Genomic DNA, 14,096 nt, shown 5'->3' with positions numbered 1-14,096 from the left:
GCCCGACCTAGAGGATTCAGGCGGCCTGCGCCACCGGCGCCTTGGCCCCGATCTTGATGGCCAGGTCGTCGAAGGCGATCAGTTGCGCGGCCAGGGCCTCGAACTGGTCCAGCGGCACCATGTTCGGGCCATCCGACGGGGCATTGTCCGGGTCCGGGTGGGTTTCCACGAATACGGCGTCCACGCCGACCGAGACGGCGGCGCGCGCCAGAACCGGCACGAACTCGCGCTGGCCGCCAGAAGACGTGCCCTGCCCGCCCGGCTGTTGGACGCTGTGGGTCGCGTCGAACACGACGGGGCAGCCGATCTCGCGCAGCACCGGCAGGGCGCGCATGTCGCTGACCAGAGTGTTGTAGCCGAAGCTGGCGCCCCGCTCGCAGGCCATGACGTTGGGATTGCCGGCGCCGACCACCTTGGCGATGACGTTCTTCATGTCCCAGGGGGCCAGGAACTGACCCTTCTTGATGTTGATTGCCTTGCCGGTCGCCGCGGCGGCCAGCAACAGGTCGGTTTGGCGGCTCAGGAAGGCCGGGATCTGCAGCACGTCGACCACCTCGCCCACCGGGCCGCACTGGGCCTCGGAGTGGACGTCGGTCAGGGTCGGCAGGCCGGTCACTTCACGGATTTCGGCGAAGATGGGCATGGCTTCCTTCAGGCCGATACCACGCGCGGCGCTGGCGCTGGTGCGGTTCGCCTTGTCGAAACTGGTCTTGTAGATGATGCCGACGTTCAGCCGTTCGCCGATTTCCTTCAGCGCATGGGCCGTCTCCAACGCGTGCTGACGGCTTTCCATCTGGCAGGGACCGGCGATAAAGGCGATTTTGGCGCCGCCGCCGATGACGACAGGCGTCCGAAGACCTTCGGACAACGTAATGACAGCGTTGGGTCGGCTCACGAGGCGGCTCTTTCGAAGTTCGAGTGTTGTAGAGGCGGCGTCTGCCGCAGCTATTGGGCCATCAGGTGGCGCTCTGAACGGTTGAGTGCAAGTTATCACGGAGTTCGCCCGCGTGGCCACCAAGCCTGTCATCCTCTGGTTCCGCCGCGACCTGCGCCTGCACGACAACCCCGCCCTGAACCATGCCGCCGAGACGGGACGGCCGATCTTGCCGGTCTTCATCCTGGATCGAAATCCGGATCGCCAGACCGGCGCTGCGTCGCTGTGGTGGCTCGACAAGTCGCTCCGGGCGCTCGACGCGTCGCTTCAAACCCGGGGTTCGCGGTTGATTTTGCGGAGCGGCGATTCGCTGTCGCAACTTCAGAAGCTGATCCAAGAGACCAATGCCGACGCCGTCTTCATGAACCGGCTTTTCGAACCGCAGGCGTTCGAACGCGACGCCGAGATCGCCCATGCGCTGAAAGCCGACGCCGTCGATTGCCGCGGCTTCAACGGATCGCTGCTTTGCCGGCCCGGCGCGGTGCTGAACGGCACGGGCGGCCCCTATAAGGTCTTCACGCCGTTCCTGAAGGCGCTGTTGGCCAAGGGCGAACCGCCCGCCCACACGACCGGCCCTCGCGCGATCGACACCCCGACCGCCGTCCAGAGCGAGTCGACCGACGACTGGAAACTGCATCCGACCGAACCGGACTGGTCCAAGGGCTTCGACTGGACGCCGGGCGAAGACGGCGCTTCGGCCGCCCTTTCCGACTTTTTGTCGGGTGGACTCAAGACCTACGCCGTCGGCCGCGACCACCCCGACCGTCCCGCGACCAGCCGATTGTCGCCGCACCTGCATTGGGGCGAGATCAATCCATGGCGCACTATCGAACGCGCGCGTGACGCGGCCGCAGCAGGCAAGGTCGCCGCCGCCGAAGCCGAGAAGTTCGTCGCCGAGATCGGCTGGCGCGATTTTTCCGCCCACCTGCTCCACCATTTCCCGGCCATGCCCGAGCGCGCATTTCGCCCCGAATACGACGCCATGCCCTGGCGTGACGATCCCAAGGGGCTGGAGGCCTGGAAGCGCGGCCGCACCGGCTATCCTCTGGTCGATGCCGGCATGCGCCAACTCTGGGCGACCGGCTGGATGCACAATCGCGTGCGGATGGTGGTCGCCTCCTTCCTGGTCAAACATCTGCTGATCGACTGGCGCGAGGGCGAGGCCTGGTTCTGGGACACGCTGGTCGACGCCGATCTGGCCAGTAATGTGCAGAACTGGCAGTGGGTCGCGGGGTCCGGGGCCGACGCCGCCCCGTATTTCCGCATCTTCAATCCCATCGCCCAGGGCGAGAAGTTCGACGCCAAGGGCGGCTATGTCCGGCGTTGGGTTCCCGAACTGCGCGCCCTGCCCGACCGCTGGCTCCAGGCCCCCTGGACCGCTCCGGCCGAGGTGCTGCGCGACGCCGGCGTCAGGCTTGGCAAAGACTATCCCCACCCCATTTTGGATCATGGCCAGGCTCGCGCCCGCGCCCTCGACGCCCTCAAGACGGTGTCGGGACGCGGGGACGACACGACCGACCGTGATTGACGCGCAGAAAGGTTCATCATGAGTCTCGCCACGACCGACTTGGAGGCCGCCGCCGCACGGACGCCTCGCGTCTTTGCGATGCTGCTGCGCCTGCTCGCCTCCAACTGGACCTACGGACGCCTGACCGTCCATCTGCCGAATGGCGAGGCCCATGTGCTGGAAGGCGAACAGCCGGGCGCCAGCGGCGTGATGCACGTCAAGGATTATGGCTTCGCACGACGCGTCCTGGCCGCCGGCGACATCGGGTTTGCAGAAGGCTATATGGCCGGCGAATGGGACAGCCCGCATCTGGCCGCCCTGCTGGAGACCCTGGTCGACAACTACGACCATATTCGCCGCCTGTTCGACGGCAACTGGCTGATGATGGCCGTCAACTGGCTGGCGCATCGCAGCAACCGCAACAGCCGCACGGGTTCCAAGAAGAACATCCACGCCCACTATGACCTGGGCAACGTCTTCTATCTGAACTGGCTGGACGCCTCGATGACTTATTCGTCGGCGCGTTTTCGTCGCGAGGACGAGACGCTGGAGACCGGGCAGCGCGAGAAATACGCCAGCCTGGCCCGGATGATGGATCTGAAACCCGGCATGTCGGTGCTGGAAATCGGCTGCGGCTGGGGCGGTTTCGCCGAATTCGCGGCGCGCGAGATCGGCGCGAACGTCACCGGCATCACGATTTCGAAAGAGCAGCACGACTTCGCCCGGCAAAGGCTGTTCAATGCGGGGCTGGCCGACAAAGCCAGGATCGAGCTGGTCGATTACCGCGACGTCCAAGGCCAGTTCGACCGCGTCGCCTCCATCGAGATGTTCGAGGCGGTGGGCAAGGAATACTGGCCCGCCTATTTCGAAAAGGTCCACGATGTCCTCAAGCCGGGCGGCGTCGCGGGGCTGCAGATCATCACCATCCAGGACGCCCTGTTTGAGGAATACAACGCCCGCACCGACTTCATCCAAAAGTACGTCTTCCCTGGCGGAATGCTGCCGTCGGAGGAACGACTGGCGCCCGTCACCTCGGCGGCGGGCCTGTCATGGCAGGCCGTCGAGCGGTTCGGTCTCGACTACGCCTCCACCCTGAAACGCTGGGATGAGCGCTTCCAGGCGAGTTGGTCCGAAATCAGCAGGATTCCCGGTTTCGACGAGCGCTTCCGGCGGCTATGGCGCTTCTATCTCGCCTATTGCGAGGCCGGCTTCCGCTCCGGCCGCACCGACGTCATCCAACTGGCCCTGTCCCGACCATGAGCTTTCTGATTTCCACCGAAGATCTCGCCGCCCGCCTCGGCGAACCCGGCCTGTGCATCGTGGACGGCAGCTGGCATCTGGACGGCAGGGACGCCCACTCTGATTTCGAGCAGGCCCACATCCCCGGCGCCGTCTTCTTCGATCTGGACGCCTTGTCGGACCGCGACAGCCCCCTGCCCCACATGATGCCGTCGCCGCAGTCGTTCGCGGCGTCTGTCGGCGCCCTCGGCATCGGCAACGAGGATCGGATCGTCATCTATGACACGGCCGGCCTGTTCTCAGCGGCCCGCGTCTGGTGGATGTTGAAGGCCATGGGCGCCAAGTACGTCCAAGTGCTGGACGGCGGCCTCCCGCGTTGGCTGGTGCAGGGCCGCCCTGTGCAGACTGGCGGATCGGAAGCCGTCGCGACCCACTTCGAAGCCGCAGATTCCGGCGAGTCTGTCGCCTCGATTGATGACGTCCGCGACGCCTTGGCCAAAGGCGTTCAGGTCGTCGACGCGCGTGGCGCTGCGCGATTCAATGGCCAGGCTGCCGAACCCCGCCCGGGCGTGCGCAGCGGTCATATGCCGGGCGCGCTCAACCTGCCCTACGGTCGCCTGCTGAACGAGGACGGCACGATGAAGCGCGGTTCGGCGCTAGAGCAGGCCTTCACAGAGGCCGGCGTGGACATTGACCGGCCCATCGTCACCACCTGCGGCTCCGGCGTCACCGCCGCCATCCTGACCCTGGGCCTGGCAGAGCTGGGCCGACCGTCAAAACTATACGACGGCTCCTGGTCTGAATGGGGCGCCCGCGAGGACACCCCGGTCGAGACAGGCTGAACCTCAGGCCGGCGGCGCGACAGGCACGACATCGTCGGCTTCGACAGCGTCGTCTTCTTCGCCACGTGACACCACGGTCGCCAGCACCAGGTCGCCGGTGACGTTCAGTGTCGTGCGGCACATGTCCAGGAAGCGATCCACGCCCAGGATCAGGCCGATCCCTTCGGGCGGCACCTTCACCATCACCAGGATCATCGCCACGACGGGCAGCGAACCGGCCGGCACGCCCGCCGTGCCGATCCCGCCCAAGATGCAGACCAGCATGACGATGACCTGCTGGGTGATCGTCAGATCGACGCCGAAGAACTGGGCCAGGAACAGGACCGTCACCCCCTCGAACAGGGCCGTGCCGTTCTGGTTGGCGGTGGCGCCGACCGTCAGGACGAACCGGGCGATCTTGCGCGGCAGTTTCAACTCTTCCTCGGCCGCCTTCAGCGACACCGGCAGCGAGGCGTTGGACGAGGCGGTCGAGAAGGCCACCACCATCGGCTCGCGCACGCCCTTGAAGAAGGCGATGGGCGACCGGCCGCCCAGGATCCAGATCACCAGCGGATAGACCACGAACATATGGATCGCCATTGCGCCCACGGCGACGCCCACATAGGCCGCCAGCCGCACCAGCAGGTCCCATCCAAACAGGGCCGCCAGGTTGAACATCAGGCAGGCGATGGCGATGGGGGCCAGTTTGATGAACAGGTTGATCAGCTTCATCGTGACTTCGAACAGGCCCTCGATGACCTGCTGCAACCGGTCGGTCGAAGGCGACTTGGCCATGACCAGGCCGATGCCGAAGAACAGGGCGAACACCATCACCGGCAGGATTTGGTTCTCGGCCGCCGCCGTGAAGACGTTCGAAGGGATCAGCTCCAGGAAGAAGTCGCCCAGCTGGATCGTCTCTGGCGCGCCGCTCACGATGCCGGCGGCGCCGTCGCGCCCCTGATCCAGCAACTGTTGCGCCAGCACGGGATCGACGCCCCGTCCAGGCTGGAACACATTGACCATGACCAGGCCGATCACCACGGCGATGCTGGACACCAGTATGGTCAGAAACAGGGTCTTGATCCCGGCGCGCCCCAGCGAGCTGAGGTCGCCCATCTCGGCCACCCCGACCACCAGGGCCGAGAACAGCAGGGGGATGACCATCATGAACAGTAGGCGCAGGAAGATCTGACCCAGCGGCCCTGTGACGTTGTCAGTCAGCCAGACCACCCAGCCCGTGTCGGCGCCCAGCGTCAGATTGACGATGAGACCGCCGCCCAGACCCACCGCGAAACCGATCAGCATCAGCCAGTGCAGCGCGAGGCCGCCACGTTTCGTCTCGGTCATCTATCCCCCAGGAAGCGATACAAGCGTCGGCGCTTATCGGATCGGCAGACCATAGATCAAGCCGGCCGGGCGCGCGTTCCATTGTGCGTTCAAACCGCGCGCCAGGTCGAGCGCCGATTGCGACCCCAGATTCCGTTCGAAGATCTCGCCGTAATTGCCGACCGCGCCGACGGCGTCCTTGGCCCAGGTCTCCGACAGCCCCAGCATGGGTCCGAACTCGCCCTCGGCGCCCAGCAGACGCCGGACGCGCGGGTCTGTCGCGTCCTTGGACTGCGCTTCCACACTGGCCTTTGTCACCCCCAGCTCCTCGGCCAGCATCAGGGCGTTCAGGGTCCAGCGAACGGTCGAGGCCCAACGTTCGTCGCCCGCCTTGACGACCGGCCCCAGCGGCTCCTTGGACGCCACGTCCGACAGGATCACATGTTCGTTGGGGTTGGTCAGAACGGTCCGGGCGGCCGCCAGGGCGGAGATGTCGGCGCTAAAGGCGTCGCAATCCTCGCGGCCATAGGCGTCTCGCGCCGCCTCTTCGGTTTCGAAGACGACAGGCCGATACTCGATGCCACGCGACCGGAAATAGTCGGCGGCGTTGACCTGAGAGGTCGAGCCGGACTGCACGCACACCCGCGCGCCGTTCAGCTCGGTCGCGCTGTTCAGGTTCAGCGATCGCCGGACCAGAAAGCCCTGACCGTCGTAATAGTTGATGCCGGCAAAGACGAACCCCTCGCCGGCGTCGCGGCTCATGGTCCAGGACGAGTTACGCCACAGCACGTCGATCCGGCCGTCGTTCAGCGCCGCGAATCGATCCGACGCCGACAGCGGCACGAACCGAACGGCATTCGCATCGCCCAGCACGGCAGCGGCCGTGGCGCGACAGAAGTCCACGTCGAACCCGCGCCACTGACCGCGATTATCAGTATAGGCGAACCCAACCAGCCCCTGATGCACGCCGCAGTTCAGGCGGCCGCGCCGCTTGATCGCCGCCAGGGTCGGGCTTTCGGGAACGGCGCTGGGCGTTGTCGCGGTGGGTGCGACATCGGTCGTCTCCGGCGTCGAATCGGCCTCCTGCCGCCCGCACGCGGCCGTCAGCAGCACCGCCGCCATCGCTCCGATCATCCAGCACCGCATCGCGTTCCAATCCCTCGCCGCTTGCGCCCCGCTGGCTTTAGAGGCCTTTAGGGCCCGATCCGCAACCCATCGGAAACGCCATGTCGCCGCATTCGGACCGCACCCGCCTGATCGCCGCCGCCACACGTCGAGGTCAGGGCCGTCGCGGCGTCAACCCGCCCATCGAGCGCGCTTCGACCATGCTCAGCGACACCGCCGGCGTCATGCGCGACGAAACGGGCGGCCCGAGCTATGGGCTCAGCGGAACCAGTGCGGCGCGCGATCTCCGACGGGCTCTAGCCGATCTGGAGGGCGCGAAGGACGCCTTTCTGGTCCCGTCCGGCCTCGCGGCCGTCACGGTTCCGCTTCTGGCGCTGCTGCGACCGGGCGACGAGGTGATCACCACGGACGCCGTCTATGGACCGACGCGCCGCTTCCTCAGCCGCTATCAGGCCGCACGCGGCGTCACGACCCGGTTCCTTCCCGCCGACGCCGACGCGTCCGCCATCGTCGCCGCCTTGGGCGACCGCACGCGACTGGTGCTGATGGAGTCGCCGTCGTCCTTGACGTTCGAAATGGTCGATGTCGCCGCCGTGGCCCAGGCCTGCCGTGCGCGCGGCGTAATGACTGTGGTCGACAACACCTGGGCCGCCGGCCTGGCCTATCGCCCGCTGGCCCATGAGGTGGATGTCAGCGTCCAGGCCGTCACCAAATATGTCGGCGGTCATTCCGACGTGCTGATGGGCAGTATCGCCTCGAACGATCCCGCCTGCCTGCGCGCCATCGGAGACACCATCGAGGATCTCGGGTGGCATGTGTCGCCAGACGACGCCTGGCTGGCGCTGCGCGGCCTGCGAACCCTGCCGCTGCGCTATGCGGAACAGGCCAGGTCGGGCCTGGCCGTCGCGGAATGGTTGCAAGCGCGGCCCGAGGTTTCCCGCGTCCTCTACCCGCCCCTGCCTGGCTCGATCGGCCATGACCTGTGGCGGCGGGATTTCACCGGCGCGGCGGCCCTGATGGGCGTGGTCATGAAGGGCGGCGACAAGGCGGCGGGCGAGGCTCTCCTGAACGCCCTCAGCCTGTTCGGTCTCGGCTATTCCTGGGGCGGGTTCGAAAGCCTGATCACCCATGAGACCCATCAGATGGCCTATCGCGACCATCCGCCGGTGCTGGAGGGCGAACTGATCCGCATCCATATCGGTCTGGAAGACCCCGCCGACATGATCGCCGATCTGGAACGGGGTCTCGCCGCCTTCGCCGCTGCACTCACGGTTCCTTAAGCGACACAAAGGACTGTGCGCCCGTGCGCGAACCGCCCGTTCAGACCCCGGATGATTCGCCGCCGCTGTGGGAACAGTGGGCGGCCGGTTTCGTCGTCTTCATGCTGACCGGCGCCCTGATCGCCCCCGTCATCGCGCCGACCCAGGTCGAGACGCCGATCCTGCGGTTCATCTGGTTGCCCGTCTATGCCGTCATCGCCGGCCTGATCGTGTTTCGCTTCGACAAGGTCATTCGAGCCTGGCCGGCCTGGCTGATGATGTTCGGCCTGGTCGCACTGTGTTTCGTGTCGAAATACTGGTCCATCGATCCTGGCGTGACCGAGCGTCGGGTGATCGCCATGGCCATCAATAGCGCCTTCGCCATCTATCTGGGCGCCCGCTTCCGCGACGACGCCCTACCGCGCGTCCTGATGTACACCGGCCTGGTGATGGCTGTCGGCAGCCTTCTCATGGTGTTCGGCTATCCCCAGGTGGGCGTGCACCAGTTCGACAACGCCGGCCTTTGGCGCGGCCTCTGGTACGAGAAGAACCAGATGGGGCTGGTCATGGTGGTCGGCGCCGTTTCGGCCGCAGCGACCCTGGCCGCCGATCATATCGCCGGACGCAACAACCGGTTCTGGGTCTGCCTGCTGACCCTGGGCCTGACAACGCTTCTGGTGCTCGCCACCCAGTCGAAGACATCGCTGCTCTGCTGGGGACTGGGCGTGGGCATGGTCGGCGGCTGGTGGACGTTGAAACAGGGCGGCGCGGTGATCACCGTCGCCGGAATCTGGCTGGGCGTTATCACGGCGGCGGCGGCCACCTGGCTGTGGAACTCCGATTCCGCCGCCATCCTGGAAGCCCTGGGCAAGGACCCATCACTGACCGGCCGCACCCTGATCTGGGACGCCTTGATGCGAAAGGTCGCCGAGCGTCCCTGGACCGGCTACGGCTTCAGCGCCTTCTGGGGCGTGGATTCCATTCCCGCTCGCGAAATCCGCATCGAGACCCAGTGGCCCGTACCGTCGGCGCACAACGGCTGGATCGACCTGCTGGTGCAACTGGGCTGGCCCGGCGCGGTGGCGGTCGGCGCCGTCATGGCGATCTCGGCGATCCTGATCGTCGCACGGCTGAACGGGCTGGGCGCGCGCGAAGGTTACTGGAGCATCGCCTATCTGACCGTCTTCACCGCGCTGAGCCTGTCGGAGAGCGTCCTGCTGACCCACGCCAACCTGCCGTGGATCCTGATGCTTGCGATCATGGCCCGCGCCGTGACCTTCGATCCAGCCCCAGTTCGCGCGCCGCTTGCTCGACCGGCCTCACGGGCCTACCAGACCCGCTCCCGAATCGCCTCAGACTATGTGAATGGCCGCCGACCTCTTCGCTTTTGACGACGAACCCGAAGCTCGCAAACCCGAGCCTCCCAAACCTGTGTCGGTGAAACCGCCCGAGGCGCCGCCCGCGCCTGCGCCGTCCCCTGCCCCGATCGCAGCCGCCACTCCGACGGCCGGCAGCACCAACGCCTATTCCGCCTCCTCCATCGAGGTGCTGGAGGGGCTGGAACCCGTGCGCAAACGCCCCGGCATGTATATCGGCGGCACCGACGAGCGCGCCCTGCACCACCTGTTCGCCGAAGTCCTGGACAACGCCATGGACGAGGCGGTGGCCAAACACGCCAAGCTGATCACCGTGGATCTGGACGCCGAGGGCTATCTGTCGGTCCGCGACGACGGGCGCGGCATCCCGGTCGACCCCCACCCCAAACACCCCGGCAAGTCGGCGCTGGAAGTGGTCATGACCGTCCTCCACTCAGGCGGAAAGTTCTCGGGCAAGGCCTATGAAACTTCAGGGGGTTTGCACGGCGTCGGCGTCTCGGTCGTCAACGCGCTGAGCGAAAGCGTCGAGGTCACCGTCTGGCGCGACGGTTTCGAGTGGAAGCAGGCGTTCAGCCGCGGCGCCGTCCTGGCCCCCATTCAGCAGATCGGCCCGTCCAAGAAGCGCGGCACACTGATCCGATTCAAGCCCGACGACGAAATCTTCGGCATGGGCGCCGCCTTCAAGCCCGCGCGCCTGTTCCGCATGGCCCGCTCCAAGGCCTATCTCTTCCGCGGCGTGGAAATCCGGTGGACCTGCGCGCCCGAGCGCATCACCGACGCCACCCCGACCCAGGCCAGCCTGCACTTCCCCGGCGGCCTGGCCGACGCCCTGTTGGACAGGATCGGCGAACTGGACACCGTCACCCCCACCTTCGCCGGCCGCGCCGAGCGTCAGGGCGAGGCCGGCGCCTTCGAATGGGCCGTCACCTGGTCGCCCATCGGTTTCGGCGAATCCGACGGCTTCATCCAGTCCTACTGCAATACCGTCTCCACCCCAGACGGCGGCACCCACGAAGCCGGTTTCCGCGCCGCTCTGGTCAAGGGTCTGAAATCCTACGGTGAACTGACCAACGAGAAGCGCGCCGCCATCATCACGGCCGAGGACGTCATCGCCAACGCGGGCGCCCTGATCAGCGTTTTCATCCGCAATCCCGAGTTCCAGGGCCAGACAAAGGACCGCCTGTCCTCGCCCGAGGGCACGCGCATCGTGGAGCAGTTACTGCGCGACCCGCTGGACCACTGGCTGACCGAGAGCCCCAAACAGGCCAACGCCCTGCTCGGCTTCGTCATCGACCGCGCCGAGGACCGTCTGCGCCGCCGCAAGGACAAGGAGGTCCAACGCGCCGCCGCCACCCGCAAGCTGCGCCTGCCGGGCAAGCTGTCGGACTGCAGCCGCCAATCGGCCCAGGGCACCGAACTCTTCATCGTCGAAGGCGATTCGGCCGGCGGCTCGGCCAAACAGGCGCGCGACCGCACTACCCAGGCCATACTGCCCCTGCGCGGCAAGATCCTGAACGTCGCCTCGGCTACGGCGGACAAGCTGCGTCAGAATATCGAACTGTCAGACCTGGCCCTGGCCATGGGGGTTCAGCCCGGCAACCGCTTCAACATCGACGACCTGCGCTACGAGCGGATCGTCATCATGACCGACGCCGACGTGGACGGCGCTCACATCGCGGCCCTGCTGATCACCTTCTTCTACCGCGTCATGCCCGAAACCATCCGTCAGGGCCGGGTCTTCATGGCCCTGCCGCCGCTCTACCGGATCTCGGCGGGCCCCCTGAGCGAATACGCCCGCGACGACGCCCACCGCGACGAGCTGCTGGCCACCGTCTTCAAAGGCAAGAAGACCGAGATCGGCCGGTTCAAGGGCCTGGGCGAAATGATGGCCTCGCAGCTCAAAGAGACCACGATGGACCCCAAGAAGCGCACCCTGGCCAGGATCACCGTTCCCGACGCCGAGACCGACATCGAGGACCTGGTCGAACGTCTCATGGGCAAGCGCGCCGACGCCCGCTTCCAGTTCATTCAGGAAAATGCGCAGTTCGTGAAAGAAGAACTCGACGTCTGAGACCCTCGCGGCCCTTCCACCGAACGACGACGCCTGACAAAAGGGGGCATGCAGACGCCCGCCCCCTCTCCCGACGTTTTGGACGAACTGAAGGCCGCGCTGGGTCCAGGCGGCTGGACCCAGGATCCCGACGTCATCGCGCCGTCATTGACGGAATGGCGCAATCGATGGACCGGTAACACGCCTATCCTTCTGACCCCGCGTTCGGTCGAGGAAACGGCGAAGGCTATCACGATCTGCGCCCGCGAAGGCGTCGCCATCACGCCTCAGGGCGGCGGCACCGGCCTGGTCGGCGGCCAAATCTCCTTCGGCGAGGTCCTGCTGTCGACCCGCAAGATGCGCGCCATCCGCGACGTAACCCCGCTGGACGACGCCATGACGGTCGAGGCCGGCCTGACGCTGCTGGAGGCGCAACAGGCGGCCACGGCGGCCGGCCGCTATTTCCCGCTCAGCCTCGCGGCCGAGGGTTCAGCCACAATCGGCGGCGTCATCTCGACCAACGCCGGCGGCACCCAGGTTCTGCGCTACGGCATGATGCGCGACCTGGTGCTGGGCCTCGAAGCCGTCATGCCCAATGGCGAGATCTTCCGGGGCCTGAAGCGCCTGCGCAAGGACAACACCGGCTACGACCTGAAACAGCTGCTGATCGGCGCCGAGGGCACATTGGGCGTCGTCACCGCCGCCACCCTGAAACTCTTCCCCATCATGCGCTCGCGCGCCGTCGCCGTCGTCGGCCTGGAGACGGCCGCCGCCTCGGTCGAACTCCTCGCCCGCGCCAAGGCCGAGACCGGCGGCGGGGTCGAGGCTTTCGAACTGATGAAGCGGCTGGGCATGGAGCTGGTGCTCAAGAACATCCCCGACACCCGCGAGCCGCTGGATTCGACGCCCGACTGGTACGTCCTGATCGAGATCGCCTCGGGCACGCCCGGCGGCGCCGAGGCCCAGATGGAGGCCCTACTGGAAGTCGCCTTCGAGCAAGGCCTGATAACCGACGCCGCCATCGCCCAGAACGACGCCCAGCGCGCCGCCTTCTGGCGTCTGCGCGAGGAACATTCGGCGGCGCTCAAGCCCGAGGGCGGCGGCTGGAAACACGACGTCTCCGTCCCCATCAGCCGCATCGCCGAATTCATCGACGAAGCCTCGGCCGCCGTGGACCGCTTCCACCCCGGCGCCCGCATCTCGGTCTTCGGCCACGTCGGCGACGGCAACCTGCACTACGACATCATTCCCGGCGTCGGGCAGGACATTTCCGCCTTCATCGGGCGCTGGAAGGAAGGCTCGCAAGTGGTTCACGATGTTGTCGGAACTTACGACGGCTCCATCTCCGCCGAACACGGTTTGGGCCGACTGAAGACCGAAGAGGTCAAACGCTACAAATCGCCTCTTGAAATCGAAACCATGGCCGACATCCGTCGCGCCATTGACCCAAAACGGATCATGAACCCGGCGGTTTTGTTCTAGCCATCGTCCATACGACTGCGGAGGTTGCTAGGTCGGCCAGGTGGGGCATCGCACCCGGTTCAAATCGTCGCCGAAGCGGCCTATGTGAACCCCGCCACCACGGAGCCGCCTCTTGCTGATCGTCCTTTCTCCCGCCAAACGGCTCGACTTCACCGAGGCCGATCCGGCGATTCCCGGCACTGAACGTCGATTCGTCGAGGATACCGCTAGCCTGGCGACGACCGCACGGCGTCAGACCAAGGCAGATCTTCGCCGCCTGATGGGGATTTCTGACGACCTGGCGACCCTGAACGTCGCGCGATTCAAGGCTTTCGATTCTGAATCGATGGATGGCGTCCAAGCCGCCTTCGCCTTTGCCGGCGACGTCTATGAGGGGCTGAAAGCGCGCGAACTCGACGCCAAGTCATTGGCTTATGCCCAGGACCATCTTCGCATCCTGTCTGGTTTCTATGGCCTACTGCGTCCGCTGGACCGAATTCAGCCCTACCGCCTGGAAATGGGCACGCGCTTGAAGACCCGGCGCGGGACCAGCCTGTACGACTTCTGGGGCGAGCGGATTTCCAAGCGACTGAACGAAGACGCCGAAGGCCAGACCGATCCCACCCTGGTGAATCTGGCCAGCCAGGAATATTTCGGCGCCGTGGACGCCAAGGCGCTGAAGCTGCCGGTCGTGACGCCGCAGTTCCGCGAAAAGAAGAACGGCGAGAGCCGCATCGTCTCCTTCTTCGCCAAGAAGGCGCGCGGCGCCATGGCCCGCTTCGCCATCGACGAGCGCGTGGAACGGGTGGCGGACCTGAAGGCTTTCGACCGCGGCGGCTACACGTTCGACAAGGACGCCTCGACCGAAAGCGACTGGATATTCATCAGATCGGGAAATTCTTGATCCTTGCCCGGTCCTGCCGTTAGTCTCCCGCAAAAGAACCCAAGGCGGATCCATGTCGCAACGGCCCGAAACATCCTCTGACGTCCAAGGCGAC

11 protein-coding genes are annotated in these 14,096 nt (G+C 66.1%); 8 read left to right on the top strand and 3 right to left on the bottom strand.

Annotated elements, in window-relative coordinates:
- Positions 1-16: 16 nt before the first annotated feature.
- Entirely contained in the window at positions 17-895 is an 879-nt protein-coding gene (gene kdsA, locus ACP69V_RS07095; protein WP_426023241.1) for a 3-deoxy-8-phosphooctulonate synthase, read from the bottom strand.
- 112 nt (positions 896-1,007) lie between these two features.
- On the opposite strand from kdsA, the gene ACP69V_RS07090 reads away from it, so the two are divergent.
- Genes ACP69V_RS07090 through sseA form a run of 3 tightly spaced genes read left to right on the top strand, consistent with a single transcriptional unit; the run spans position 1,008 to position 4,522 of the window.
- Complete coding sequence (locus ACP69V_RS07090) at positions 1,008-2,462, top strand: cryptochrome/photolyase family protein (protein ID WP_426023240.1); 1,455 nt, start codon at positions 1,008-1,010, stop codon at positions 2,460-2,462.
- An 18-nt stretch (positions 2,463-2,480) separates the two neighbouring features.
- Complete coding sequence (locus ACP69V_RS07085; RefSeq protein ID WP_426023239.1) at positions 2,481-3,701, top strand: class I SAM-dependent methyltransferase; 1,221 nt, start codon at positions 2,481-2,483, stop codon at positions 3,699-3,701.
- Positions 3,698-4,522 carry a 3-mercaptopyruvate sulfurtransferase gene (sseA, locus tag ACP69V_RS07080; RefSeq protein WP_426023238.1) on the top strand — a complete coding sequence of 275 codons (825 nt, stop codon included), beginning with the start codon at positions 3,698-3,700 and terminating at the stop codon, positions 4,520-4,522. The genes ACP69V_RS07085 and sseA overlap by 4 nt, the downstream gene beginning before the upstream one ends.
- 3 nt (positions 4,523-4,525) lie before the next feature.
- Here the strand turns inward: sseA and ACP69V_RS07075 are convergent, their stop codons facing one another.
- Both ACP69V_RS07075 and ACP69V_RS07070 read right to left on the bottom strand, forming a co-directional pair.
- Positions 4,526-5,848 carry a dicarboxylate/amino acid:cation symporter gene (locus tag ACP69V_RS07075; protein WP_426023237.1) on the bottom strand — a complete coding sequence of 441 codons (1,323 nt, stop codon included), beginning with the start codon at positions 5,846-5,848 and terminating at the stop codon, positions 4,526-4,528.
- Positions 5,849-5,881: 33 nt separating this feature from the next.
- Positions 5,882-6,973 (bottom strand): amino acid ABC transporter substrate-binding protein, encoded by a 1,092-nt coding sequence (locus ACP69V_RS07070; protein WP_426023236.1) that lies wholly within the window; start codon positions 6,971-6,973, stop codon positions 5,882-5,884.
- A gap of 80 nt (positions 6,974-7,053) precedes the next feature.
- On the opposite strand from ACP69V_RS07070, the gene metC reads away from it, so the two are divergent.
- The 5 genes from metC (at position 7,054) to yaaA (ending at position 14,002) form a co-directional block, all read left to right on the top strand.
- A complete protein-coding gene (metC, locus tag ACP69V_RS07065) occupies positions 7,054-8,232 on the top strand; it encodes a cystathionine beta-lyase (RefSeq protein ID WP_426023235.1) in 1,179 nt (392 codons plus the stop codon).
- A gap of 23 nt (positions 8,233-8,255) precedes the next feature.
- Positions 8,256-9,602, top strand: coding sequence for an O-antigen ligase family protein (locus ACP69V_RS07060; RefSeq protein ID WP_426023234.1), 1,347 nt, complete (start codon positions 8,256-8,258; stop codon positions 9,600-9,602).
- Positions 9,577-11,658: a DNA topoisomerase IV subunit B gene (locus ACP69V_RS07055; RefSeq protein ID WP_426023233.1), complete on the top strand. Its 2,082-nt coding sequence runs from the start codon at positions 9,577-9,579 to the stop codon at positions 11,656-11,658. The genes ACP69V_RS07060 and ACP69V_RS07055 overlap by 26 nt, the downstream gene beginning before the upstream one ends.
- 48 nt (positions 11,659-11,706) lie before the next feature.
- On the top strand, positions 11,707-13,119 hold the full coding sequence (locus ACP69V_RS07050) for an FAD-binding oxidoreductase (RefSeq protein ID WP_426023232.1): 1,413 nt from the start codon (positions 11,707-11,709) through the stop codon (positions 13,117-13,119).
- Between the two features lie 112 nt (positions 13,120-13,231).
- Positions 13,232-14,002, top strand: coding sequence for a peroxide stress protein YaaA (gene yaaA, locus ACP69V_RS07045; RefSeq protein ID WP_426023231.1), 771 nt, complete (start codon positions 13,232-13,234; stop codon positions 14,000-14,002).
- Positions 14,003-14,096 lie beyond the last annotated feature (94 nt).

Origin of the sequence: Brevundimonas sp. PWP3-1b1 (assembly GCF_049896065.1) — a bacterium.
In the GTDB taxonomy this organism is placed as follows: Bacteria; Pseudomonadota; Alphaproteobacteria; order Caulobacterales; family Caulobacteraceae; genus Brevundimonas; species Brevundimonas intermedia_B.
The sequence above is the reverse complement of the archived record's forward strand: the minus strand, read 5'-3'. Positions and strand labels throughout refer to the sequence as shown.

Excerpts from the sequence above, each read along its gene's own strand:
- ACP69V_RS07055 (WP_426023233.1), top strand. The coding sequence starts at position 9,577 with ATGGCCGCCGACCTCTTCGCTTTTGACGACGAACCCGAAGCTCGCAAA.
- ACP69V_RS07050 (WP_426023232.1), top strand. The coding sequence starts at position 11,707 with ATGCAGACGCCCGCCCCCTCTCCCGACGTTTTGGACGAACTGAAGGCC.
- ACP69V_RS07075 (WP_426023237.1), bottom strand. The coding sequence starts at position 5,848 with ATGACCGAGACGAAACGTGGCGGCCTCGCGCTGCACTGGCTGATGCTG.
- sseA (WP_426023238.1), top strand. The coding sequence starts at position 3,698 with ATGAGCTTTCTGATTTCCACCGAAGATCTCGCCGCCCGCCTCGGCGAA.
- ACP69V_RS07070 (WP_426023236.1), bottom strand. The coding sequence starts at position 6,973 with ATGCGGTGCTGGATGATCGGAGCGATGGCGGCGGTGCTGCTGACGGCC.
- ACP69V_RS07085 (WP_426023239.1), top strand. The coding sequence starts at position 2,481 with ATGAGTCTCGCCACGACCGACTTGGAGGCCGCCGCCGCACGGACGCCT.
- metC (WP_426023235.1), top strand. The coding sequence starts at position 7,054 with ATGTCGCCGCATTCGGACCGCACCCGCCTGATCGCCGCCGCCACACGT.